The following is a 23,156-nucleotide window of genomic DNA, read 5'->3' as shown; positions in this document are numbered from 1 at the left end:
GGGATGGACGCGTTGCCGCTGGTGGCACTGGTCGCGGGGAGTGCCGTGGTGGCGGGGGCCGCCCGCCGCACCCCGGTGCCGGCCCCGCTGCTGCTGGTCGCGGCGGGGCTCGCCGCCGCCTATGTGCCGGGGGTTCCGGACTACACGCTCGACCCGCACATCGTGCTGCCCCTGCTGCTGCCGCCGCTGCTGTACACGGCCGCCGTGGACAGTTCGTACCTCGATCTGCGGGCCAATCTGCGGCCCGTCGCGCTGCTCTCGGTCGGGTACGTCCTGTTCGCGACGGTGGCCGTCGGCTGGCTCGCCTATCTGCTGGTGCCCGATCTGCCGCTCACGGCCGCGCTGGTGCTCGGTGCGGTGGTCGCGCCGCCGGACGCGGTCGCGGCCACCGCGATCGCCCGGCGCCTCGGCCTGCCGGGCCGGATCACCACCATCCTCCAGGGCGAGTCCCTGGTGAACGACGCGACCGCCATCACCGCCTACAAGGTGGCGCTGGCGGCCGCGGTGGGGGAGGGAGCGACCTGGGCGGGCGGGATCGGGGAGTTCGCGCTGGCCTCGCTCGGCGGGGTGGGGATCGGGCTGGTGCTGATGGTGCCGATCCACTGGCTGCGCACCCGGCTGACGGAGGCGCTGCTCCAGAACACCCTCTCGCTGCTCATCCCGTTCCTCGCGTACGCGGCGGCCGAGGGCGTCGGGGCGTCCGGGGTGCTCGCCGTGGTGGTCGTCGCGCTCCATCTGGGCCACCGCTCCTGGCAGGTGGACTTCGCGACCCGGCTCCAGGAGGCGGCGGTCTGGAAGATGGTCGCCTTCGTCCTGGAGTCGTCGGTGTTCGCGCTGATCGGACTCCAGCTCCCGGTGGTGCTGAGGGGGCTCGGGGAGTACCGGGTGGGGGAGGCGCTGCTGTACGCCACCGGGGTCTTCGCCGCGGTCGTCGCGATGCGGTTCGTCTGGGTCTTCCCCGCGACCTTCCTTCCCCGCGTCCTGTCGGAGCGGATCCGCACCCGCGAGCCGGACACGGACTGGACGGCGCCGGTGATCGTGGGATGGGCCGGGATGCGCGGGGTGGTCTCGCTCGCCATCGCCTTCTCGATCCCGCTCACCACGCACGACGGCCATCCCTTCCCGGCCCGCAACCTCGTGCTGTTCCTGACCTTCACCACGGTCATCGCCACCCTGGTGGTGCAGGGGCTGACCCTGCCGCCGCTGATCCGGGCGCTGAAGCTGCCCGGCCGCGACGCGCGGGCGGCGACGCTGGCCGAGGCGCAGGCCCAGAGCGACGCCTCGCTGGCCGCGGAGCGCCGTCTGGAGGAGCTGCTCGCGGACGAGGCGAACGCGCTGCCGCAGCCGCTGGTAGACCGGCTGCGCACGGTCCTGGAGCGCCGCCGCAACTCCCCGTGGGAGCGGCTGGGCGGGGTGAACGCGGTGACCGGGGAGTCGGCCGACGCCACCTACCGCAGGCTCTCGCGCGAGATGATCGGCGCCGAGCGCGAGGTGTTCGTCCAGCTGCGGGACGCGCGCCGGATCGACGACGAGATGCTGCGCACGCTGCTGCGCCGGCTGGACCTGGAGGAGGCGGCGGCGTACCGCGAGAGCGAGTCGTGAGCGGCCCCCGGGGCGCGAGCGGCTCCCGAGGTGTGAGCGGCTCCCGAGGTGTGAGCGGCTCCCGAGCCGTAGGCGGCCCCCGGGGCGGAAGCGCTGCTACGGCCGGAGCGGCGGCCCGGTGACCACGGCGGCGACCGAACTCCCCTCGGGGAACGCCCCCTCCCCGGCGAGCGTCACCAGCCCGTACAGCATCTTGGCGACATACAGGCGCTCCAGCGGCAGCCCGTGGCGGGCCTCGAAGTCGTCCGCGAAGGCGGTGAGTTCGGGGGTGGTACGGGCGTAACCGCCGCAGTGGAAGCGCTCGTCCAGGGACCAGTTGTCCCCGGCCGCGCCGAAGGCCTCCTCCTGCGACCGCCGTATCTCGCGCGCGAGGAAGCCGCCCCGCAGCACCGGGAAGCCGAGCGCGCGCCGGGGCCGCGTCAGCCCGGCGGCGAGCCCGGCCAGGGTGCCGCCGGTCCCGCAGGCCACCGCCACCACGTCGGCGCGGCCGTCCAGCTCGCGCCCGAGCTCCGCGCAGCCGCGCACGGCCAGGACGTTGCTGCCGCCCTCGGGGACGACGTAGGCGCCGGGACCGAAGCGCTCGCGCAGCGCGGCCAGCACCTCCGGCTCGGCCTTGCGCCGGTAGGTCGCGCGGTCCACGAAGTGCAGCCGCATGCCGTCCGCGGCGCACCGGGCGAGCGAGGCGTTCAGGGGCCGGTGGGCGAGTTCGTCGCCGCGGACCAGGCCGATGGTGGGAAAGCCCAGGAGGCGGCCGGCCGCGGCGGTGGCGCGCAGATGGTTGGAGTAGGCGCCGCCGAAGGTCAGCACCGGGCGCCCGGCCGCCTCGCGCAGATTGAGCGCCAGTTTGCGCCACTTGTTGCCCGGCAGGGCCGGGTGGATCAGATCGTCCCGCTTGAGCAGCAGCCGGACGCCGTGGCGGGCGAAGCGCTCGTCCTCGACCGGTTGCAGAGGCGAAGGGATACGCGGCCGCAGGACGGTGGCGGGGTCGAGCGCTTCTTCGGTCACCTGTCCATTGTGACCGGGGCCGTCACTTCAGCCGCTCGTGGACCCGCTCCCGCAGCCAGTCCATGCCGAAGCCGCGCGGATCGACCTTGCCCGGCTGCCACTCCCGGTGGCCGATCACCGACCGCTCGGTCCAGCCGTAGTGCCGGCAGACGGCCGCCGCGGCCTTCTCGATCGCCAGGAGCTGGGCCGGTGGCCAGGGGTCCTCGCCGTCGCCGAGGTTCTCGCACTCGAACCCGTAGAACCGCGGGTTGCCGTCGGTGTCGGCCTTGTGGCACGGCGGCAGGCGTTTTTCCGCGACGACCGCGCGGAGCACGTCGCCGTCGCCCGCGCCGGCGTGGTTGGCGCGGCCGTTGCCGACCATGTGGACGGTCCCGTCCTTGGTGATCACGCCGTGGCAGAGCGGACCGGGCAGGGCGGCATAGCCGTCGTAGCAGATGCGAACGGTCGCGTTCGCGCCCCGGGTCACCGTGTGGTGGATCATCACCCCGTTGAGCGGCCCCCAGGCGCCGTGCCCGGCCCGGTTGTGGGTGCGCCAGCCGTCGACCTCGACGACGTGGAGGCCCTCGGCGCGCAGGGCGGAGAGGAACTGGTCAGCCGACATGGGTGGGGCCATGGCCGACTCCTTCGGTGAGCGGTACCCCGTTTTGCGGTACCTGGTGCGGTTGAGCCGGAATGTGCTCTACCCGCTTCTACCGGAACTTCCCACTATGGGCGATCTGTTCGGGCGGCGTGCGAGCCGACCCGGACAGTCCGCCCACCGAGGGCCGGTCCTGCGCGAGACGGAGGCCGGGCCCGGGCACCGCGCCGTGGATGCCGACGGGCGCGACGCCCTCGGCGTATGTGTGGCCGGAAGTGGGGGGTCCCTCCTGGGGAGGGCGCAACCTGCCCCGCCGGAACGGGTTCTAGTCCCACTCATTTGTGTAATGGCGCACGCACGGTCCGTGCTGGAAGGCTTCTCGCGCAGGTCAGCTCATGATCGGAAGATCGAGAGGGAAACACATGTCGGTCGAGGCAGGGCCCGAGAACCGCGCGCAGCAGAGTCTTGGCACCGCAGCCGCGCGGAATCTGGCGACCACCACCAAGTCCGCCCCGCAGATGCAGGAGATCACCTCCCGGTGGCTGCTGCGCATGCTGCCGTGGGTGCAGGTCAAGGGTGGTACGTACCGGGTCAACCGGCGACTGAGCTACGCGGTCGGCGACGGGAAGATCACGTTCGTGCAGACCGGTGAGCGGGTCACCGTGATCCCAGCCGAGCTGGGAGAGCTGCCCGCGCTGCGCGGCTTCGAGGACGAGTCGGCGCTGAGCGAGCTGGCGAACCGCTGCGAGCAGCGCGAGTTCGCCGCCGGAGAGGTCATCGCCACCGCCGGGGACATCGTGGACACGGTCTATCTGCTGGCCCACGGCCGCGTCGAGCGCATCGGCACCGGGCCCTACGGCGACGAGGCGGTGCTCGGCGTCCTGGCCGACGGGGCGCACCTGGGCGAACAGGCGCTCGTCTCGTCCGACGCCACCTGGGACGACACCGCCCGGGCCGCCACCGCCTGCACCGTCCTCGCGCTCAGGCGCGCGGACGTGCTCAACCTCGCCGAGCGCGCCACCTCCCTGGGCGACCATCTGACCGCCTACGCCGCGATCCCGGAGCAGCGCACCAACAAGTACGGCGAAGCGGCCATCGACCTGGCCTCCGGCCATGTCGGCGAGCCGGTCATCCCGCACACGTACGTGGACTACGAGAGCGCGCCCCGCGAGTACGAACTCTCCGTCGCCCAGACCGTGCTGAAGGTCCACAGCCGGGTCGCCGACCTCTACAACCAGCCGATGAACCAGACCGAGCAGCAGTTGCGGCTCACCGTCGAGGCGCTGCGCGAGCGCCAGGAGGACGAACTCATCAACAACCGCGAGTTCGGACTGCTCGCCAACTGCGACTACGACCAGCGCCTCCAGCCCCACGACGGCGTCCCCAGCCCCGACGACATGGACGAACTGCTCGCGCGCCGCCGCGGCAGCAAGCTCTTCCTCGCCCACCCGCGCGCCATCGCCGCCTTCGGCCGCGAGTGCAACAGGCGCGGCCTGGTCCCCGAGAGCATCGACATCGGCGGCAACCGCATCTCGACCTGGCGCGGGGTGCCGATCTTCCCGTGCAACAAGATCCCGGTCAGCGACGCCCGTACGTCCTCAATTCTCTGTATGCGTACGGGCGAGGACGAGCAGGGTGTCATCGGGCTCCGGCAGAGCGGCATCCCCGACGAGATCGAACCGAGCCTGTCCGTGCGGTTCATGGGTATCGACGAGCAGGCGATCATCTCCTACCTCGTCACCGCCTACTACTCGGCCGCGATCCTCGTCCCCGACGCCCTCGGTGTCCTGGAGAACGTGGAAGTCAGCCGCTGGCGCTGATCCCCCGGCCCCGGGCGGGCGGCCGGCGGTCGGGGAGGTCCCCCGGCCGCCCGCCCGGAAAGACCCCCACCGCGCGCGGCGGTGGACGCGCGCACCGGCCGCGACGCGGGAAGGGCCGCGCAGTCGGACACGGCGAGAGGAGTGTCGAGTTGGTCATGGGGGAAGCCGTCGAGGGACGCGAGGCCGTGGGCCTGCTGGAACGGACCCGGATCGCGGTGAACCCGTTGCTGCGGGACACCGTGGAGTCGCTGCCCGGCTCGATACGACGGGTCGCGATGTACCACTTCGGCTGGGAGCAGGCCGACGGCACCCCGGCCGCCGGGCAGGCGGGCAAGGCGATCCGGCCCGCGCTCGTCCTCGCGGCCACCGGGGCGCTGGGCGGCGATCCCGGGCGGGCGCTGCGGGCCGCCGCGGCCGTCGAGCTCGTCCACAACTTCACCCTGCTGCACGACGACGTGATCGACGAGGACGCGACCCGGCACCACCGGCCCACCGCCTGGACCGTGTTCGGCACCCCCGACGCGATCGTCGTCGGGGACGCGCTGCTCGCCCTGGCGCTGCGGCTGCTGGCCGAGGACACCCACCCGGCGGCCCCGGCCGCCTCCGCCCGGCTCGCCTCCTGCGTCATCGAGCTCTGCGCCGGCCAGCAGGCCGACTGCGCCTTCGAGCAGCGCGGCCCCCAGGAGGTCTCCCTTCAGGAGTGCCTGGACATGGCGATGGCCAAGACCGGGGCACTGCTGGGCTGCGCCTGTTCGCTGGGCGCGCTGTACGCGGGAAGCGGGCCCGAGGAGGTGTCCGCGCTCGACGCCTTCGGCCGCGAGGCGGGGCTCGCCTTCCAGCTCATCGACGATCTGATCGGCATCTGGGGCGATCCCGGCCGTACCGGCAAACCCGCCGGGGCCGACCTCGCCTCGCACAAGAAGTCGCTGCCGGTGGTGGCCGCCCTGACCTCGGCCACCCCGGCGGCGGCCGAACTCGCCGAGCTGTACCGGGGCCCGATGGGGGCGGCCGCGGTGCGGCGGGCGGCGGAGGCGGTGGACCGGGCGGGCGGCCGCGACTGGGCGCAGATCCACGCGGCCGACCGGATGGCCCGGGCGGTCGGCGAGCTCTCCCGGGCGGTCCCGGACCTCGCGGCGGCGGGCGACCTGCTGGCCCTGGCGGAGTACGTGACCCGGCGCTCCCACTGACAGCGGCCCGAGGGGGGCTGGCCGAGGGGCCCCGGGGCTGCCTCCGGGGGCCCCTCGCGCCCTGACTCGGGGAGAGCCAACCCTAGGATCGTCGCGGTCAGTCGAGGATCGACGGAACGCGACAAGGGCGGCGACATGGGTACCGGACCGGGCACGGGCATACGGCGGGTCGAGCGGGACGACGAGAAGGCGGTTCAGACGGCGGTACGCCTGCTCGACGAGGCGTTCCAGGACGACCCGGTGAGCAGCTGGGTCTTTCCGGACCCGGCACACCGCCGCGAGAAGCACCCCCACCTCATGCGCGCCTTCCTGGAGCTCGCGCTCGACGAGGGGCATGCCGACCTCACCGAGGACGGCACGGCGACCGCCCTGTGGCTCGACGTCCCCGCCGAGGCGGAAGACGACGGGGAGGAGGGCCCGGCGCAGCTGCGGGCCGCCGTCGACCCGGAGAACGAGCGGGTGGAGCTGATCGGCCGGCTCACCGCGTCGGTCCACCCGCACGGCCGGGCGCACCGGTACCTGCTGCTGATCGCGGTCGCCCCAGAGTGCCAGGGGCAGGGGGCGGGGGCCGCGCTCGTCGCACCCGTCCTGGAGCGCTGCGACCGTGAGGGCCTGCCCGCCTATCTGGAGGCCAGCAGCGCGCGCAGCTCCGTGCTCTACGAACGGCTCGGCTTCGCACACCTCGGGGAGCCGCTGCGGCTGCCGGACGGGCCGCTGATGTACCCGATGTGGCGCGAGCCGCGCGGCTGAACGGTCCACCGCGGCGGGGGACCGGGGTTCAGCCGCAGCTCATCGAGGAGATCGACAAACTCGTCATCATGAGCTGTCCGATCGTGGCGGGGGCACCGGAATCCCTGTGCTCCGGGCGGAGTTCGCGCCCCGCTCCTTCGTGTCGGCGGACAGCCGTTTCTTCGAAAACGGTACAGTCGTCACCACTTGCACAAGGAAGCGCTAACTCCCATTTCGGTCACGCCCTGTGACGAACGGCAGGGAGCGCCGCTAATCTCCCGCCCATGACCACACAGTCCTGGGCGGGCTGGTACCGAGACCGCCATGGATCCGAAGCGCTGACGATCACCGCCGACGGGACCCAACTGCACACGCGTATCAGGGGAGTCGACTTCGCCGGGACGGGGTTCGACTCGCTCGGCCCGGTCCCGGGCATACCGACGGAGGGCTCGTTCGCGCTCGACGGCGGTACCCTGCGTGACTTCGTCCTGGAATGGGACATGCCGGTTCCGGTCGCCTCTCCCGACGGCGCCCTCCACCAGGCGACCTTGAGCTGCCTGCTCTCCCTCAAGCCGCCCGAGCCCGACCTGGGGCTCGCGCTGCACCTGGGGGGAGCGGTGTACGCCTCCGGGCGCGCCGAGCTGGACTTCGCCTCGGTGCTCGACGACATCCGCCGTCAACTCCCGTCCGGGGCGAGCCTCCAGCCGTCCGTCCTCGAAAGCATCTGACCCGGGCGCGGCCGTCCACCGGCCGCGCCCCCTTCCCCGGCCGGGCGTCAGCGAGCCGTGCGGGAAGGCGAGTTGCCTCGGTGACGACCTGCGGTCTTTCCTCTCGTCTCCCGATTGTTCTACTACTATGAGAACAATGGAGCTTCTGAGGAACCGTGCACGACGCCCTGACCGCCTGGTGGCTGTCGCCGTGCTGCCGTTTCTGCTGGCGCTCGCCGTCGACCTGCTCCTCTTCGCCGCCCTGCGCGACCGGCTCCCGACGCGGCTGGCCACCCACTTCTCGGGCAGCGGCGCGGCCGACGGCTACGCGGACCGGAATGCCTACGTGGTCGTGAACATCGGCCTCGCGGGCGGCCTCGCAGCCGTCTGGGCGCTCGTCGTGGCCACCGGCGACTTCGCGGTGCGCGCGATGCGCGGGATGCTCGCCCTGGGTTACGCGACCGCGGGCCTCACCGGCTACGTGATGGCCGCCGCGCTGTGCGCGAACCTCGACGCGGAGGACGGCAGCGAGGTCCGGCTGCCGCTGTGGCAGCTCGCGGCGGGTCTCGGGGTGGCCGCGCTCGCCGCCGGGGCGGGTGCGCTGCTGGTGCGGTATCTCGCTCTTCCCCCGGTCACCGCGCCTGCCGGCCCCGGCACGGTCGAGCGGCTCGACCTGGCGCCGGGGGAGGTGGCGGGCTGGGCGCGCCGCGCCCCCTCGCGGCCGCTCTGCGCGGCCGGCGCGGCACTGCTCGTCTTCGGGGGAGCGCTGGCGTACGTGGACGACTGGGGGAGCGCCGCCGCGCCCCTGGTATGCGGGCTGCTCATCCTCGGCTGCTCCTGTCCGTACGTGACCGTGGACCGGCGCGGTCTGACCGTCCGCCCGACCGTGCTGCCCTGGCCGCGCGTGCGGATACCACTCGGGGACGTGGACCGGGCGGTGAGCCGGGAGGTGAAGGCGCTGGCGGAGTACGGAGGCTGGGGCTACCGGGTGCGGTCCGGGCGCTCGGGCCTGATCCTGCGCTCGGGCGAGGCGATCGTGGTGCGGCGTACGGGCGGACGCGAGTTCGCGGTGACGGTGGCCGGCTCCGCGACGGCCGCGGCCCTGCTCAACACGCTGGCCGAGCGGGCGGCGGTGCGCTGATGCTGTTCCGGGTGGACCCGGGGTCGCCGGTGGCCCTGGGCGAGCAGATCGCCGCGTCCGTGCGGCGCGCCATCGCCGAGGGCGCGGTGGAGCCGGGCGAACGGCTGCCCGCGGCCCGGGTCCTCGCCGACTCGCTGGGCGTCAACGTCCACACCGTTCTGCGCGGCTACCAGTGCCTGCGCGAGGAGGGCCTGATCGAGCTGCGGCGGGGCCGGGGCGCGGTGGTCGTCGACACGACGTCCTCCCGCGCCCGTGCCGGGCTGCTGGTGCGGGTACGGGAACTGGCCGAGGAGGCGCGCAGGCTGGGCCTGTCGGAGGACGAGCTGGTCGACCTGGTCCGCACCGGCCTGCGCTGACCCGGTTCAGTACGTCTGCAGCTCCACCAGGTTGCCGTCCGGGTCGTGCAGATGGGCGGCCCGCATCGTCGGGCCCCACTGCGGCCGGTCCTGCGCCGGGGCGATCACCGTGGCACCGGCGGACTCACAGAGGTCGACAGCGGCGTCGAGCGCCTCGGGCCCGTCCACCCGGATGACGACGGAGGCCCCCACCGGCACGTTCTCCTCCCCGACGGCCGCGGTCATCGCGGCCCGCGAGAACACCGCGAACGCGGTGCGCCCCTCGCAGTCGTCCCAGCTGGCGTACCCCGACGCCTCGGTGCCGCGCGCCAGCGAGCACCCGGTCAGCTTGGGCAGGACGGCCGTGTAGAAGCGGAAGGTCGGCTCGTAACGCTCCACCAGGAGCCGTGTGTAAGGGGGTTCGAGAGGTGACATGCCGCGAATCTACCGCGCGGCCTCAACCCGTCCGACGGACCCGGGCCTCGGTGATCACGCCTTGGCGCACGGTGTACGTGCCGGAGTACCTCCGCCGGGTGCCGTCCCGCTGGTAGGAGGTGATGTCCACGCGGGCGGTGTCGCCCGTGGTGGACAGGACCGTGACACCGGTCCGCCGGGTGTCGGAGAAGCCGTCGACGTACTCGGTGTAACTCGTGGCCAGATTCCGCCCGCCGAGGTCCCAGGCGGTCCGGTAGTCCCCGCTGTTGAGGGCGTCGTAGTAGGTGGCCACGGTGGATTCGGGGCCGAGGGGGGCCGCGGTGGAGGGGTTGGGCGGGGCGGACGGGGTGGACGGGGTTGCCCCGGCGGCAGGTCGACCGGACTCGGCCGGGCCGGCCGTGCTCGTCGCCCCGGTCGCGTCCGGCTCGGTGATGCCGGGGGACACCGGTTCCGCGGTGTCCGTCGCGTCCGGTACCGCGGATGTCGGCGCCGAGAACGCCGGAGGCGGCAGGAGTGGCCCCGCCGAGCGCGGCCCGCCCCCGTGGTCGTGGGCGAACCACCAGACGCCGGTGACGGCCGCCGCGGCCAGCAACACGGCGACGCACACCACGATCACCATCCGCCGCGGCCCGCCGCCCCGAGGCGGCGGTTGCGGCCCCCAGGCACCCCCACCGCCCGAAGGCCCCGCCACCCAGCGCTGCGCGCCCGCGTCCCAGTAGCTCATGACACCTGTGTCCCAGCCGGTCGTCCGGCCCGTCCGGCTTCCCGGACCCAGTGTCCTCGCGTATCGGCCGGGAGGGGGGCGTTTCCGGGCAGGTGCTCGGGTGCCGTTGCGGCGGAACGGGAAGAGGCCCGCCCGGGGAACCCCGGTCGGGCCTCTTCTTCGCCGTCGGCACGCGGGAACGAACCCGCGAAAACCGCAACGAAACCAGCCTGGTTCAGGCCTTCTTGGTCTCCCAGAAGATCCGGTCGATCTCGGCGATGAGCTCCAGCGCCTTCTCGCCCGTCTTCGGGTCCGTCGACGCCTTGGCGGCCGAGAGGGCCTTCAGGGTGTCGTTGACCAGCTGGTGCAGCTGGGGGTACTTCTCGAAGTGCGGGGGCTTGAAGTAGTCGCTCCAGAGCACCGAGACGTGGTGCTTGGCGAGCTCCGCGCGCTGCTCCTTGATGACCACGGCACGCGCACGGAAGTGCGGGTCCTCGTTGGCCTGGAACTTCTCCTGCACGGCCTTGACCGACTCGGCCTCGATACGGGCCTGGGCCGGGTCGTACACGCCGCAGGGGAGGTCGCAGTGGGCGCTGACCTTCACCTTGGGGGCAAACAGGCGGGAAAGCATTGAGCTGTCCTTCCTCGTGATCGTCTTCTCAGGTGGGACATTACTCGGTGGAAGGCCCGTTTTCGCGAGTGCCCCCGGGGGCTTAGGACAAAAGTCCAGGGTCACCATGGGACTCGTGGCGGAACGTACCGTGGGAGTGGACCGGGTACCGGGAGGTGGGTGGCGGATGACGGATCAGGGGCGGGAGCCGAGGGTGCCGTTGGGGATCGCGGAGGTGACCGGGACCTCCATGGTGCCCACGCTGCTCCACGGGGATCAGCTGCTCGTGCACTACGGGAGCGAGTTGCGGGCGGGGGACATCGCGGTGCTGCGGCATCCGCTCCAGCAGGATCTGCTCATCGTCAAACGGCTGATCGAGCTGCGGGAGGGCGGCTGGTGGGTGCTCGGGGACAACCCGGACGACGAGGTCGTCGACAGCCGGGCCTTCGGGGCCGTGCCGTGCGAGCTGGTGCTCGGGCGGGTGCGCGCCCGCTACCGGCCGCTGACGCGCGGGCGTCAGCGCTCGGTGGGGGTGCTGCTGTCCTGGGCGGTGTCGGCGCTGCGGCCGGTGTTCGCGGACCGGTCGGTCTCCAGGCGCTTGCGCGCCCGGTAGGCGGCCACGTTCGCCCGGGTCGCGCACCGGTCGGAGCAGTAGCGCCGGGAGCGGTTGGTGGAGGTGTCCAGATAGGCGTTGCGGCACGGGGCCGCCTGGCACAGGCCGAGGCGGTCCACGCCGTACTCGGTCAGATGGAACGCCAGCCCCATGGACGCGAGCGCCGCGTAACCCGCCGTGGCGTTCGAGGTGTGGTCCGCGAGGTGCAGGTGCCACAGCGGGCTGCCGTCCTCGTCCCGGTGGTCGTGCCCGGAGATCTGCGGGCTCACGGGGAACTCCAGGAGCAGCGAGTTGAGCAGGTCCACCGCCCGTACCTCCTCGCCCGCGTCCGCCGCCTCGAACACCGCCCGCAGCCGCGCCCGTACCGCCCGCAGCCGGGGCACGTCGGCCTCGGTCGCCCGGCGGGCCGTCGTCGACTCGGACGTGAAGAGCTCGCGGATCACCTCGACGGACGTCAGGGAGTCCTTGTTACGGGCCGGCTCCTCGGTGTTGACCAGGCGCACGGCGTAGTCCGAGTAATAGGCCAGTTCCACGTGTGATCCTTACGGCGGGCAGTAACGGCTAGGCGCTGTCCGAGGGTATTACGTACGGGGGCCCGGCGGGGACGGATCCCGGCAGCGCCGGGTGGCCCGGTACGCCGGAAGGGGCGGTACCGGCCGCTCGGCCCGTACCGCCCCTTCCCGTACCTCCGGCTCCGCCGGCTACAGCACCTTCGACAGGAACGACTTCGTCCGGTCGTGCTGCGGGTTGGTCAGGACGTCCCGCGGGTTGCCGGACTCGACCACCACACCGCCGTCCATGAAGACCAGCGAGTCGCCGACCTCGCGCGCGAAGCCCATCTCATGGGTCACCACGATCATGGTCATGCCGTCCTCGGCCAGTCCGCGCATGACGTCCAGGACGTCACCCACCAGCTCCGGGTCGAGCGCCGACGTCGGCTCGTCGAAGAGCATCAGCTTCGGCTCCATGGCCAGCGCACGGGCGATCGCCACGCGCTGCTGCTGGCCGCCGGAGAGCTGCGAGGGGTAGTTGCGCGCCTTGTCGGCCAGGCCGACCCGGTCGAGCAGCTTCTCCGCCCGCTCACGCACCACGGCCTTGCTCTCGCCCCTGACCTGGATCGGTGCCTCCATGACGTTCTCCAGGGCCGTCATGTGCGGGAACAGGTTGAAGCGCTGGAAGACCATGCCGATGTCACGGCGCTTGAGCGCGACCTCGCTGTCCTTCAGCTCGTAGAGCTTGTCGCCCTTCTGGCGGTAGCCGACGAGCTCGCCGTCCACGTACAGCCGGCCGCCGTTGATCTTCTCCAGGTGGTTGATGCACCGCAGGAAGGTCGACTTGCCGGAGCCGGACGGGCCGATCAGGCAGAACACCTCGCCCTCGGCCACCTCCAGGTCGATGCCCTTGAGGACCTCGGTCGCGCCGAAGGACTTGTGCACGCCTTCGGACTTCACCATGGCGGTCATCAGCTCACCACCTTGGGGGTGCTGCGGAGCGAGACCAGGTTGGCCTTCACTCGCTGGAACGGGGTGGGCGGGAGCGAGCGGCTGGAGCCGCGGGCGTAGTAGCGCTCCAGGTAGTACTGGCCGATCGAGAAGATCGTGGTCAGGATCAGGTACCAGGTGGCGGCCAGGAACAGCATCTCGACCGAGGCGCCGGAGGTCTGGCCGATGTCCTGGGCCTGCCGCAGCAGCTCGTAGAACTGCACCGCCGAGACCAGCGAGGTGGTCTTCAGCATGTTGATGACCTCGTTGCCCGTCGGCGGCACGATCACGCGCATCGCCTGCGGGATCACGATCCGCCGCAGCGTCCTGCCGTGGCTCATGCCCAGCGCGTGGGCGGCCTCGGTCTGGCCCTCGTCGACCGCGAGCAGACCGGCCCGGCAGATCTCCGCCATGTACGCGGCCTCGTTCAGGCCGAGCCCGAGCAGCGCCGTGAGCAGCGGCGTCATGAACGAGGACCAGTAGTCCTTGTAGATCGGGCCGAGGTTGATGTACTCGAAGACCAGGCCCAGGTTGAACCAGACCATCAGCTGGACCAGGACCGGGGTGCCCCGGAAGAACCAGATGTAGAACCAGGCGATGGAGGACGTCACCGGGTTCTTCGACAGGCGCATCACGGCGAGCAGGATGCCGCCCACGATGCCGATCGCCATGGACAGGACGGTCAGCAGCAGGGTCTGGCCGACGCCGTCGAGGATGCGGTCGTCGAAGAAGTAGTCCGGGATGGCACCCCAGTTGATCTTGCCCTGGGCGAACGCGTACACGATCGCGACGAGCAGGGCGATCGCGATCACGGCGGAGACATACCGGCCGTAATGGCGGACCGGGATCGCTTTGATGGTCTCCGGAGCGGCGGGGGGCGGGGTGTCCGCCGGCTCCGACTTGTTGACGTCAACAGTCACGGGTGTTGCCTTTCAGAAGCCTTCAGGCCCTCCGCCCGGGGACGGGGCGGAGCGCGCCTGGAGCGGGGAGGTTCAGACGCCGCCGTTGATCTTGGCTTCCTTCACGGCGCCGGCCTCGACGCCCCACTTCGCGACGACCTTGTCGTAGTCGCCGTTCTTGATGATCGCGTCGAGCGCCTCCTTGAGGGCGTCGCGCAGCTGGCTGTTGTTCTTGGCGACCGCGATGCCGTACGGAGCGGCCTCGACCTGCTCGCCGACGATCTGGAAGTCCTTGCCGCCGCCCGAGGTCTTCACCGCGTACGCGGCGACGGGGAAGTCGGAGGAGCCGGCGTCGGCGCCGCCGGAGCGCAGCCGGGTCTGGGCCTGCTGGTCGGTGTCGAAGGCCTCGATCGAGATCTTGCCCTTGTCGCCGCACTTCTCGGACTGCTTCTTGGCGAGGTCCTCGGAGACCGTGCCGCGCTGCACCACGATCTTCTTGCCACAGAGGTCGTCCCAGGTCTTGATGCCCTGGTCCTTGCCCTTCGCTGTGTAGATCGACACACCGGCGGTGAAGTAGTCCACGAAGTCGGCGCCCTCGCCGACCTTCTTCTTCGTCTCCGAGTCGACGCCGTTCTGGCGGTCCTTGGTGTCCGTCATGGCCGACATGGCCATGTCGTACCGCTTGGCGCGCAGACCGGTGACCAGGGTGTCGAAGGTGCCGTTCTCGAACTGGAACTTCACGCCCAGCTGCTTGCCCATGGCGTCGGCGAGGTCCGGGTCGATACCGGCGGTCTTGCCGTCCTTGTCCTTGAATTCGACCGGCGCGTACGCGATGTCCGAGCCGACCTTGATGACGCCCTTGTCCTGAATGGCCTTGGGCAGCTTCGAGAAGAGGGGGGCCTTGCTGGTGCCGGCGGAGCTGGCACCGCCGCTGTCCTTGCTCTTCGTCTGGTCTCCGCAGCCGGTGAGCAGCAGGGCGCCGGCGACCGCGATCGCGCCGACCGCGGCAATCCGGGACGAGGCGGCGGTCGTACGACGGGTGGTGCTTGCGGTCATGGTCGGGTTCCTCCGGCGGGTGATGGAGTGGCCAGTGAGTGAACAGCGGTCCGTGGTGCCCGTCCTTGGGCGACACGACCGTGTTGTGTCGGCATCTTGCCATTCGGACCTGCGGATTCAGGGGGGCACGCATGTCAAAATCGGATAACGGGTCACCCCCGAACCCGAACGGGCCGGTGCGCCAAGGCCGGACCATGTGCGGGTTTCCCTTTGACGGGCCGGAAAATCTGCGGTTCATCTCGCGTTGTGGACATGTTTCACGCCGCATAGCTCACTTGTCCCGACATGCCGCTATGAGTCGTGTCACCACGGCGTTCCGCAGTCGAAATGGACTACTCGGCGCACCCCTCCGTCCGGTAAGAAGGATCCTTACACCCCTCATCCGGGGCTCAGGGCGCGTTGTGCGGCGTGCCCGCGCGTACGTACCTCCTCCCCGCGGGGCGGGCCAACCGCCTCCCGCGGGGCACGTACGTGGTGCCCACCCACCCCTCCTCAACAAGGAGTGGCCACCCTCAACTGATGAAGACTTAAGGGGTCAAATCACATGGCAGCGGAGATCGTCAATCCTCGCAGCGACAGCAGTACCGACGGAGCCTCTTCGGAGGAGCCCTTCGATCCGGCCTTCGCCCTGCACCGGGGCGGCAAGATGGCCGTGCGGGCCACCGTGCCCATCCGGGACCGGGACGACCTGTCCCTGGCCTACACGCCGGGCGTGGCGAAGGTGTGCACCGCGATCGCCGAGAACCCGGAACTGGTCCACGACTACACCTGGAAGTCCCAGGTCGTCGCCGTGGTCACGGACGGTACGGCCGTGCTCGGGCTGGGTGACATCGGCCCCGAGGCGTCCCTCCCCGTGATGGAGGGCAAGGCCATCCTCTTCAAGCAGTTCGGCGGGGTCGACGCGGTGCCCATCGCGCTCGCGACCACCGACACGGACGAGATCATCGAGACGGTCGTGCGCCTGGCGCCGTCCTTCGGCGGAGTGAACCTCGAGGACATCTCCGCGCCGCGCTGCTTCGAGATCGAGCGGCGGCTCCAGGAAGCCCTGGACATCCCGGTCTTCCACGACGACCAGCACGGCACCGCCGTGGTCACCCTCGCGGCGCTGCGCAACGCGGCGAAACTCACCGGGCGCACGCTCGGGGAGCTGCGGGGCGTGATCTCGGGCGCCGGCGCGGCGGGCGTGGCCATCGCCAAGTTCCTCCTGGAGGCGGGGCTCGGCGACGTGGCGGTCGCGGACCGCAAGGGCATCGTCAGCCGGGACCGTACGGACCTGACCGACGTCAAGCGCGAGCTCGCCTCGATCACCAACAAGGCGGGTCTGTCCGGCTCCCTGGAGACCGCGCTGGCCGGGGCGGACGTCTTCATCGGCGTCTCCGGCGGTACGGTCCCGGAGGCCGCGGTGGCCTCGATGGCGCCGGGTGCGTTCGTGTTCGCCATGGCCAACCCGAACCCGGAGGTCCACCCGGACATCGCGCACAAGTACGCGTCGGTGGTCGCCACGGGCCGTTCGGACTACCCGAACCAGATCAACAACGTGCTGGCGTTCCCCGGGATCTTCGCGGGCGCCCTTCAGGTGCGGGCCTCCCGGATCACGGAGGGGATGAAGATCGCGGCGGCGAACGCGCTGGCGGATGTGGTCGGTGACGATCTGGCCGCGGATTACGTGATTCCGTCGCCGTTCGACGAGCGGGTCGCGCCGGCCGTCACCGCGGCGGTGGCGGGGGCGGCGCGGGCTGAGGGTGTGGCTCGGCGCTGACGGCCCGGGAAGCGATTGCTGCGGGCCCCGTGCGGCCCGCAGCAACGCCCCTGACCGACGCCGGTACCGCCCCCGCCGGGCTACGCCCCGCCCCCGCCGGGCTGCGCCCGGCCTTCGGCCCCGGCCCTGCCGGTCGGCCTGCGTCTGCGGACCGTGGGTGGCTGGTCGCGCAGTTCCCCGCGCCCCTGTAGGCAACTCGCGGTGCCCGGGAAGCGGCCTGCGGCCCGTGTACTGCGCTTCGCGTGATCTGCAAGCGGGTGGGGGCTGAGCAGGGCTTTTTGGAGGCGGGCGGACTACTTAAGGGGCGCGGGGAACTGCGCGAGCAACCCACCACGGTTTGCAGACTAAGACAGGCCCCGGGCCGAGCCGCACTCCGGGAGCCGGACGGTCTGCCCAGGGGGCGCGGGGAACTGCGCGAGCGACCCACCACGGTCCGCAGACGAGTACGCTCCCCGGTCCGCAGTCGCACAGCCCCCAGGGGCGCGGGCAGCCTCCGAGTGATCCGCCGCCCGCTGGGCAAGGTGCGGCGTGTCACACCCGGTGGCGGTTCCGGGCGGGGCGCGGGCGCCCCTATCGTCGGGGCATGTTCGCCGCCTATGCCGCACGCATCGACCGTGACCAGCCGCTCTCCGGTCTGGAGTTGGGGGAGCGGCCCGCCCCCGAGGTACGTCCGGGCTGGTCCCTCATCGACGTACGGGCCGCCTCGCTCAACCACCACGACCTGTGGTCGCTGCGCGGGGTCGGTCTCGGTGAGGACAAGCTGCCGATGATCCTGGGCTGCGACGCGGCCGGCGTCGACAGGGACGGCAACGAGGTCGTCCTGCACTCCGTCATCGGTCAGACCGGCCACGGCGTGGGGCCCGCCGAGGGCCGCTCCATCCTCACGGAGAAGTACCAGGGCACCTTCGCCGAGCAGGTCGCCGTGCCGACCTGGAACGTGCTGCCCAAGCCCAAGGAGCTCAGCTTCGCCGAGGCCGCCTGCCTGCCGACCGCCTGGCTCACGGCGTACCGGATGCTCTTCACCAACGCGGGCGTGCGGCCCGGCGACTCCGTCCTCGTGCAGGGCGCGGGCGGCGGCGTCGCGACCGCCGCGATCGTGCTCGGCAAGGCTGCCGGGCTGCGGGTCTTCGCGACCAGCCGGGACGAGGCCAAGCGCAAGCGGGCCATCGAGCTGGGCGCCCTGGAGGCGTACGAGCCGGGCGCGCGGCTGCCGCAGCGGGTGGACGCGGTGATCGAGACCGTCGGCGCCGCCACCTGGTCGCACTCGGTCAAGTCGCTCAGGCCCGGCGGCACGCTGGTGATCTCGGGCGCCACCAGCGGCGACCGGCCCGCGCACGCCGAGCTGACCCGGATCTTCTTCCTGGAGCTGAAGGTGGTCGGCTCGACCATGGGCACCAAGGAGGAGCTGGAGGACCTGCTCGCGTTCTGCGCGGCCACCGGGGTGCGGCCGGTGATCGACGAGGTGCTGCCGCTGGACCGGGCGCGCGAGGGCTTCGAGAAGATCGCTTCGGGGGACGTCTTCGGGAAGATCGTCCTGACGACCCGTTAGGCGTCCGCCGGTCATGGACCGTCGATGGGCCGGCCACGACCTCGCGACTGCCCCTTGATGGTTCGTCAGTCCTGGTGATCCGATATCCGGCATGCTCACCGACGACATGCCGGAGGTGTCCCATGCGTACGGCCAAGTTCCTGGTGACGGCGGGGTGTTGCGCGGTCCTCGCGGCCGGGGCGACCGTCGCCCCCGCCGCCCGCGCCCATGACGCGCCCGCCACGCCGCCCGTTCCCCGGCTCACCGACGAGCAGGGACGCACGCTCACCCTGCGCGGCTGGAATGTGGAGGACAAGACGCACCGGGGCGACCAGGCGCTCTCCGCGATCACCGAGCGGACCTTCCGCGACCTGCGCGCCCACGGCTTCGGCTTCGCCCGGCTGCTGGTCTTCTGGGACGACCTGGAGCCGGTGCGCGGGCAGTACAGCCGGGCGTACCTCCGCAAGATCGAACGGGTCCTGGACTGGGCGCACCGCTACGACGTCCGGGTGCTGATCGACGCCCACCAGGACGTCTTCGGCCCCGCGTTCGGGCACCGGGGCATCCCCGCGTGGGCGACGCGGACGGACGGACTGCCCTTCACCCCGCACCCGGACGACTGGTTCTCCGAGTACTACGAGCCCGCCGTGCAGCGGGCCTTCACCCATCTGTACGAGGACGAGGACCTGCGGCGGGCGCAGGCGGGGATGTGGCGGGTGCTCGCCGGGCGGTTCGCCCACCACCCGGCGGTCCTGGGCTACGACCTGATCAACGAGCCGATGGGTGAGTTCCGGGCGGGCGAGGACCCGCCGACGGCGGCACGCCGGATCGAGGCCGAGCAGCTCACCCCGATGTACAACCGCCTCGCACGGGCGGTGCGCGCGGCGGACCGGCGGCACTGGCTCTTCGTGGAGCCGACCCCGGCGGTGGGGGAGGGTGTCCCGACGGGCCTGGGCCGGATCAAGGACCCCCGGACGGTGTACGCGCCGCACTTCTACAACACCGCCATGGAGGCGGGCGCGGACTACGACCCGTCGGCGGGGTGGATCGAGGCGTACGAGGCGGCCGTGACCGCGTATCCGAAGAGGTACCGGGTGCCGGTGGTGGTCGGGGAGTGGGGGCCGCTCAACGGCGAACTGCCGAACATGGCGCGGTTCTACACCGACGCGCTGGCCTCGCTGGCCCGCTACACCTCGGGGTGGGCGGGCTATGTGTGGTGCTATGGCGGCGGCTACTGCGCGGCCGACGAGCGCGGCGGCCTGCGGGGCAACAAGAGGCTCATGGCCACGCCGTACGCGCGCGCGGTCGCGGGGCGGGTGCGCACCGAGACGTACGACCCGGCGACGCGGACGTACCGGCTCCGCTACGTCGCCGACGGCGGCGTCACCCGGCTGTCGCTGCCGACGGACGCGCGGCGGTGGCGGATCACCGCCACCGGAGCGCGGGCGCGGGGCCTCGACGTGCGGGCGGGGGCGGGCGCGGCCGTGACCGTGACGGTCGCGCCCCGCCCCTGACGGCCGCTACCCCCGGTGGACGAGGACGAAGTCCCCGTACGGGTGCGCCCCGGGACGACCACCGGTCTCGGCGAGCGCACGGCGCAGGGTGTGCAGATGCGCGACGGTGAGCTGGAGCGGCGGCTCGTCCGGCTGGTGGGTGGTGCCGCGCGGGTAGTCCTCGTCCGGGGTGGTGGTCATCTCGATGTGGCAGCCCAGGACATGGCTGACCGGCCGGGGGGCGCAGAAGTCGATCAGCCGGTCGGCGGTCTCGGCGTACGCGGCGGCGTCGTCGACGTACAGCCGCCCCGGGTAGAGCGAGTCACCGGTCAGCAGGAGCCCGGTGTGCCGGTCGTAGAAGACGACGGCGGCCGGGTGGTGGCCCGGGCCCGGCACCAGGTCGAGCACTCTCCCGCCGAGGTCGAGCGAGGTGGCGCGGTGCGGCCAGTCGGTGAACCCGAAGTGGCCGGTCACGTCGTCGAGTCCGGGCGGGACGACGGTGGTGCCGGACCGGTCCGCGAACTGCGCGTCGGCGGCGATGTGGTCACCGTGGCCGTGGGTGTGGGCGACCAGCAGCTCGTACCCGGTACGGGGGTGGCGGCCCAGCCACTCCTCGATCAGGGCGTCCACGGTGGCGCGCAACGGTAAGTGGGCCGGGTCGGGGCTGGCCCCGGTGTCGAGGAGCAGGGCGCGCTCGTTGCCGAAGAGGAGGAAGAGGAAGGGCGCCTCGAAGTGGACGGACATGTTCTGCCGCAGGAGCACGGTGTGCTCGGTGTACGCGTGGATCTGGATCTCGGGGGCGGGGTCGTGCTTGGGGGAGGGCCAGCCGGCGTGCCAGTGGGCGGGCAGGGTGCCGGGGGCGGGGGAGGTGCCGAGGAAGTCGATCACGGCTTCAGTGTGCCTGTGTGAGGGGGGCGGGTGTACGTCTGCGGGTGGATGGCCGGCCGCCTGGGAGGCCCCCTCCCCGCCCCTTCCCGAAAGCCCCTCTGGCGGGCGGCCAGTTGAGGGCGCTGCGGGGGGGGTGTCCCCGGACCCCCCTTGGTTTGTCTGCCGCTCCGGTGGGAGCTGGGCGCGCAGTTCCCCGCGCCCCTCAGGCGGTTGGTCGCGGCCGGAGTGCCCGGCTCGGCCCCGGGACCTTCAGGGGTGCGCAGGACTGCGTGGCCAGCCCCCACCGGCCGTGGGCGGACACCGGGCCCCCTATCCCGTCCCGCCCCGCAGGATCGCTCCGATGTGGGCCGCCGCCGTCGACAGGTGGCGCCTGGTCTCGCGGAGCTGGGTCTCGGTGACGCCGTGGTCGCGGGCCGCGTCGCGGATGTCGTCGCGGAAGCGGTCCAGGAGGCGGTCGAGGTCGCGGGCCGGGTTGCCCGTCGCCGGGGCGTCGGCCCAGGCCGGGGGCGCGGGCTCGGGGTCGGCGGTCCGGGCGGGGTCGGCGGGCTCCTTCGGCTGGGGGCGGGTGAAGCGGCCGAGCTCCTTGGTGATCTCGGCCAGGCCCTCCCGTAGGCCCGTCGGCCAGTCACCGCGCGCGAAGTGGTCCTGCACCTGCTCCGCCACCCGCTGCATCTGCTCGCGCGCCTTCTCCTGGGCCTCCGTGGCCTGGCGGCGCGCCTGCTGGGCGTCCTCGCGGGCGCGGCGCGACTCGTCCTTGGCGCGGCGGGCCTGCTCCTTCCACTCCTGCTTGGCCCGCTTGAACTCCTCCTTGGTCTGGAGCCAGGAATCGCTCTCCGCCGGGCCGGACGCGCGCGCCTCGCGCGCCTGGCGGCGCACGTCGTCGCGCAGGTCGCCCGCGGCGCCCCGGACGTCGGCGCGGATCTCGGCGGCGAGTTCGGAGACCGAGTCGCGGATCTCCAGCTCCAGGTCGGCCAGTTCACCGCTGCGGCCCGCCAGCTCGGCGCGGCCCGCGTCGGTGATCGAGTACACCTTGCGGCCGCCCTCGGTGGTGTGGGTGACCAGGCCTTCCGCCTCCAGCTTGGCCAGCCGCGGGTAGACCGTGCCGGCGCTCGGGGCGTACAGGCCCTGGAAGCGCTCCTCCAGCAGGCGGATCACCTCGTACCCGTGGCGCGGGGCCTCGTCGAGCAGCTTGAGGAGGTAGAGGCGCAGGCGGCCGTGGGCGAAGACGGGGGGCATGTCAGAGCACCTTCTCGGGGGTCGGGGCGGCCGGGCCCGCCAGGTCGTGCGGCTCGGGGCGGCGCAGCAGGGCGATCGAGCCCGAGACGGTGGTGGCCCGCAGGGTGCCGGTGCCCGCCCCGAGCGTGCCGGTGATCTTCTTGGCGCCCCACTGCCCGGTGACCCGAAGGTCGTCGAAGGCGTTGGAGACCGTGCCGCTGGTGGTGTTCGCCTCGACCCTGGCGTCCGCGGCCGGGTGCTCCAGACGGATGGCGATCTCACCGGACACCGTGGTCAGCCGGACGTCGGCGGGCTTCCCCGAGGGGTCCAGGTCGAGCACCATGTCGCCGCTGACCGACTCCGCCTTGACGGAGGCGGCCGCGCCCTCGATCACCGTGAGGTCCCCGGAGACCGACTGGAAGCGGAGGTCGCCAGTGACGGCCTGCGCCTCCACGTTCCCGGACACGGTCTCGGCGCGGACCTCTCCGGAGAGGCCGACCAGCGTGGTGTCGCCGGTGACGCCGCGTACCTCGGTGCGGCCGCGGATCCCGGAGACCACCGCGCCCGCGCCGACCACGCCGACCTCGACCCCGCAGCCGGACGGCACCGCGAGCGAGACGACGGCGCTGCGCCGCCAGCCCTTGCGGTCGAACCACTTCAGGAAGCCCTTCCAGGGCAGGTCCTCGTAGGCGACCGTGAGGGTCGGGCCGTCCTGGGTGACGATCAGCGGCGGACCGTCGAGGGCCGACACCTCCAGGCGCGCGGAACCTTCCTCGGTCCCCACGACGTTCACGGTTCCGTTGACGACCCGCACGCTGAGCGTGGTCACCGGGGCGTCGAAGGTGAGTGTGCGCGGCTCGGAAACGGTCCACGTCGACTCGGCCATGGCTCTGCCCTCCCTGGGCGCGGTCATACGCAACATATCGCGTCTGCTGGGGAGACACGATATATCGCGGGTGGGGGAAGTCAACCTCGCGGGGCGGGCTGCGGGCGGTGGGTGGGGGGTTGCTCGCGCAGTTCCCCGCACCCCTACGGGGCTGCGCCCCCCTTGGTTCCGGCTTCGCCGGTCGGTTTGCGGGTGCGGGTGGTGGGTGGCTGGTCGCGCAGTTCCCCGCGCCCCTAAAAGCCGGTGGCTGAGCCAACCAGTCCGGTCGCGGCGACCCCGCAAGGGGCGCAACCCAAGACGGTCCGCAGATAAGGCAACCCCCCCCAGGGGTGCGGGGAACCGCGCGAGCATCCCCCTACGGTCCGCAGACAGGCGACCTCCTAGGGGGGCGGGGAACTGCGCAAGCCCCCGGCCACGGCCCCGCAGAACGGGCAACCCCCCAGGGGTGGGGGGAACCGCGCGAGCAACCCACCACGGTCCGCAGATA

Annotated in this window: 23 protein-coding genes; 11 read left to right on the top strand and 12 right to left on the bottom strand. The window is 72.2% G+C overall.

Going from position 1 to position 23,156, the window contains the following annotated elements:
- Positions 1–3 precede the first annotated feature (3 nt).
- Entirely contained in the window at positions 4–1,602 is a 1,599-nt protein-coding gene (locus ACZ4MU_RS05475; RefSeq protein ID WP_467871275.1) for a Na+/H+ antiporter, read from the top strand.
- A gap of 96 nt (positions 1,603–1,698) precedes the next feature.
- Here ACZ4MU_RS05475 and ACZ4MU_RS05470 read toward each other — a convergent pair whose 3' ends face one another.
- Positions 1,699–2,607, bottom strand: a complete 909-nt coding sequence (locus ACZ4MU_RS05470) for a 1-aminocyclopropane-1-carboxylate deaminase/D-cysteine desulfhydrase (RefSeq protein ID WP_467871273.1) — start codon at positions 2,605–2,607, stop codon at positions 1,699–1,701.
- 22 nt (positions 2,608–2,629) lie between these two features.
- Entirely contained in the window at positions 2,630–3,220 is a 591-nt protein-coding gene (locus ACZ4MU_RS05465; RefSeq protein ID WP_467871271.1) for an N-acetylmuramoyl-L-alanine amidase, read from the bottom strand.
- Between the two features lie 386 nt (positions 3,221–3,606).
- Between ACZ4MU_RS05465 and ACZ4MU_RS05460 the strand changes: the two genes are divergently transcribed.
- The 6 genes from ACZ4MU_RS05460 (at position 3,607) to ACZ4MU_RS05435 (ending at position 9,124) form a co-directional block, all read left to right on the top strand.
- Complete coding sequence (locus ACZ4MU_RS05460) at positions 3,607–5,004, top strand: family 2B encapsulin nanocompartment shell protein (protein WP_467871268.1); 1,398 nt, start codon at positions 3,607–3,609, stop codon at positions 5,002–5,004.
- 155 nt (positions 5,005–5,159) lie between these two features.
- Positions 5,160–6,191, top strand: coding sequence for a family 2 encapsulin nanocompartment cargo protein polyprenyl transferase (locus tag ACZ4MU_RS05455; protein WP_467871265.1), 1,032 nt, complete (start codon positions 5,160–5,162; stop codon positions 6,189–6,191).
- Between the two features lie 135 nt (positions 6,192–6,326).
- Positions 6,327–6,941 (top strand): GNAT family N-acetyltransferase, encoded by a 615-nt coding sequence (locus ACZ4MU_RS05450; protein WP_467871262.1) that lies wholly within the window; start codon positions 6,327–6,329, stop codon positions 6,939–6,941.
- A gap of 263 nt (positions 6,942–7,204) precedes the next feature.
- A complete protein-coding gene (locus ACZ4MU_RS05445) occupies positions 7,205–7,648 on the top strand; it encodes a DUF6304 family protein (RefSeq protein ID WP_467871259.1) in 444 nt (147 codons plus the stop codon).
- A 136-nt stretch (positions 7,649–7,784) separates the two neighbouring features.
- Complete coding sequence (locus ACZ4MU_RS05440; RefSeq protein WP_467871256.1) at positions 7,785–8,768, top strand: DUF1648 domain-containing protein; 984 nt, start codon at positions 7,785–7,787, stop codon at positions 8,766–8,768.
- On the top strand, positions 8,768–9,124 hold the full coding sequence (locus ACZ4MU_RS05435) for a GntR family transcriptional regulator (protein WP_467871253.1): 357 nt from the start codon (positions 8,768–8,770) through the stop codon (positions 9,122–9,124). Before ACZ4MU_RS05440 ends, ACZ4MU_RS05435 begins: the two co-directional genes overlap by 1 nt.
- A gap of 6 nt (positions 9,125–9,130) precedes the next feature.
- Here ACZ4MU_RS05435 and ACZ4MU_RS05430 read toward each other — a convergent pair whose 3' ends face one another.
- The 3 genes from ACZ4MU_RS05430 to sodN form a co-directional block, all read right to left on the bottom strand.
- The gene (locus ACZ4MU_RS05430) at positions 9,131–9,538 is read right to left on the bottom strand and encodes a VOC family protein (RefSeq protein WP_467871250.1); all 408 of its coding nucleotides are present in this window, start codon (positions 9,536–9,538) and stop codon (positions 9,131–9,133) included.
- 22 nt (positions 9,539–9,560) lie between these two features.
- Entirely contained in the window at positions 9,561–10,262 is a 702-nt protein-coding gene (locus ACZ4MU_RS05425; protein WP_467871247.1) for a hypothetical protein, read from the bottom strand.
- Between the two features lie 214 nt (positions 10,263–10,476).
- The gene (gene sodN, locus ACZ4MU_RS05420; RefSeq protein ID WP_067163856.1) at positions 10,477–10,872 is read right to left on the bottom strand and encodes a superoxide dismutase, Ni; all 396 of its coding nucleotides are present in this window, start codon (positions 10,870–10,872) and stop codon (positions 10,477–10,479) included.
- A 166-nt stretch (positions 10,873–11,038) separates the two neighbouring features.
- On the opposite strand from sodN, the gene sodX reads away from it, so the two are divergent.
- Positions 11,039–11,464, top strand: a complete 426-nt coding sequence (sodX, locus tag ACZ4MU_RS05415; RefSeq protein ID WP_467871243.1) for a nickel-type superoxide dismutase maturation protease — start codon at positions 11,039–11,041, stop codon at positions 11,462–11,464.
- On the opposite strand, the gene ACZ4MU_RS05410 is transcribed toward sodX, so the two are convergent.
- The 4 genes from ACZ4MU_RS05410 to ACZ4MU_RS05395 all read right to left on the bottom strand — a co-directional run bounded on the left by ACZ4MU_RS05410 (position 11,368) and on the right by ACZ4MU_RS05395 (position 14,900).
- A complete protein-coding gene (locus ACZ4MU_RS05410) occupies positions 11,368–11,997 on the bottom strand; it encodes a CGNR zinc finger domain-containing protein (RefSeq protein WP_467871240.1) in 630 nt (209 codons plus the stop codon). The genes sodX and ACZ4MU_RS05410 overlap by 97 nt on opposite strands.
- A gap of 168 nt (positions 11,998–12,165) precedes the next feature.
- The gene (locus tag ACZ4MU_RS05405; RefSeq protein WP_467871238.1) at positions 12,166–12,927 is read right to left on the bottom strand and encodes an amino acid ABC transporter ATP-binding protein; all 762 of its coding nucleotides are present in this window, start codon (positions 12,925–12,927) and stop codon (positions 12,166–12,168) included.
- Positions 12,927–13,865 carry an amino acid ABC transporter permease gene (locus ACZ4MU_RS05400; RefSeq protein WP_467871236.1) on the bottom strand — a complete coding sequence of 313 codons (939 nt, stop codon included), beginning with the start codon at positions 13,863–13,865 and terminating at the stop codon, positions 12,927–12,929. The genes ACZ4MU_RS05405 and ACZ4MU_RS05400 overlap by 1 nt, the downstream gene beginning before the upstream one ends.
- 72 nt (positions 13,866–13,937) lie before the next feature.
- Complete coding sequence (locus ACZ4MU_RS05395) at positions 13,938–14,900, bottom strand: ABC transporter substrate-binding protein (RefSeq protein WP_467871233.1); 963 nt, start codon at positions 14,898–14,900, stop codon at positions 13,938–13,940.
- Between the two features lie 544 nt (positions 14,901–15,444).
- Between ACZ4MU_RS05395 and ACZ4MU_RS05390 the strand changes: the two genes are divergently transcribed.
- The 3 genes from ACZ4MU_RS05390 to ACZ4MU_RS05380 all read left to right on the top strand — a co-directional run bounded on the left by ACZ4MU_RS05390 (position 15,445) and on the right by ACZ4MU_RS05380 (position 19,701).
- Positions 15,445–16,659, top strand: a complete 1,215-nt coding sequence (locus ACZ4MU_RS05390; RefSeq protein WP_467871230.1) for an NAD(P)-dependent malic enzyme — start codon at positions 15,445–15,447, stop codon at positions 16,657–16,659.
- A gap of 583 nt (positions 16,660–17,242) precedes the next feature.
- Positions 17,243–18,208, top strand: coding sequence for a zinc-binding dehydrogenase (locus tag ACZ4MU_RS05385; protein ID WP_467871227.1), 966 nt, complete (start codon positions 17,243–17,245; stop codon positions 18,206–18,208).
- Positions 18,209–18,330: 122 nt separating this feature from the next.
- A complete protein-coding gene (locus ACZ4MU_RS05380; RefSeq protein ID WP_467871224.1) occupies positions 18,331–19,701 on the top strand; it encodes a cellulase family glycosylhydrolase in 1,371 nt (456 codons plus the stop codon).
- Between the two features lie 6 nt (positions 19,702–19,707).
- Here ACZ4MU_RS05380 and ACZ4MU_RS05375 read toward each other — a convergent pair whose 3' ends face one another.
- From ACZ4MU_RS05375 to ACZ4MU_RS05365, 3 genes are all read right to left on the bottom strand, one after another.
- Positions 19,708–20,568 carry an MBL fold metallo-hydrolase gene (locus ACZ4MU_RS05375; protein ID WP_467871222.1) on the bottom strand — a complete coding sequence of 287 codons (861 nt, stop codon included), beginning with the start codon at positions 20,566–20,568 and terminating at the stop codon, positions 19,708–19,710.
- A gap of 309 nt (positions 20,569–20,877) precedes the next feature.
- Positions 20,878–21,804: a PadR family transcriptional regulator gene (locus ACZ4MU_RS05370; RefSeq protein WP_467871219.1), complete on the bottom strand. Its 927-nt coding sequence runs from the start codon at positions 21,802–21,804 to the stop codon at positions 20,878–20,880.
- Position 21,805: 1 nt separating this feature from the next.
- Complete coding sequence (locus ACZ4MU_RS05365) at positions 21,806–22,669, bottom strand: DUF4097 family beta strand repeat-containing protein (RefSeq protein WP_467871216.1); 864 nt, start codon at positions 22,667–22,669, stop codon at positions 21,806–21,808.
- Positions 22,670–23,156: the final 487 nt, after the last annotated feature.

Source organism: Streptomyces sp. NPDC026377 (genome assembly GCF_055567715.1).
Note: the sequence above shows the minus strand (reverse complement) of the source record. Positions and strands in the feature narration are given on the sequence as shown.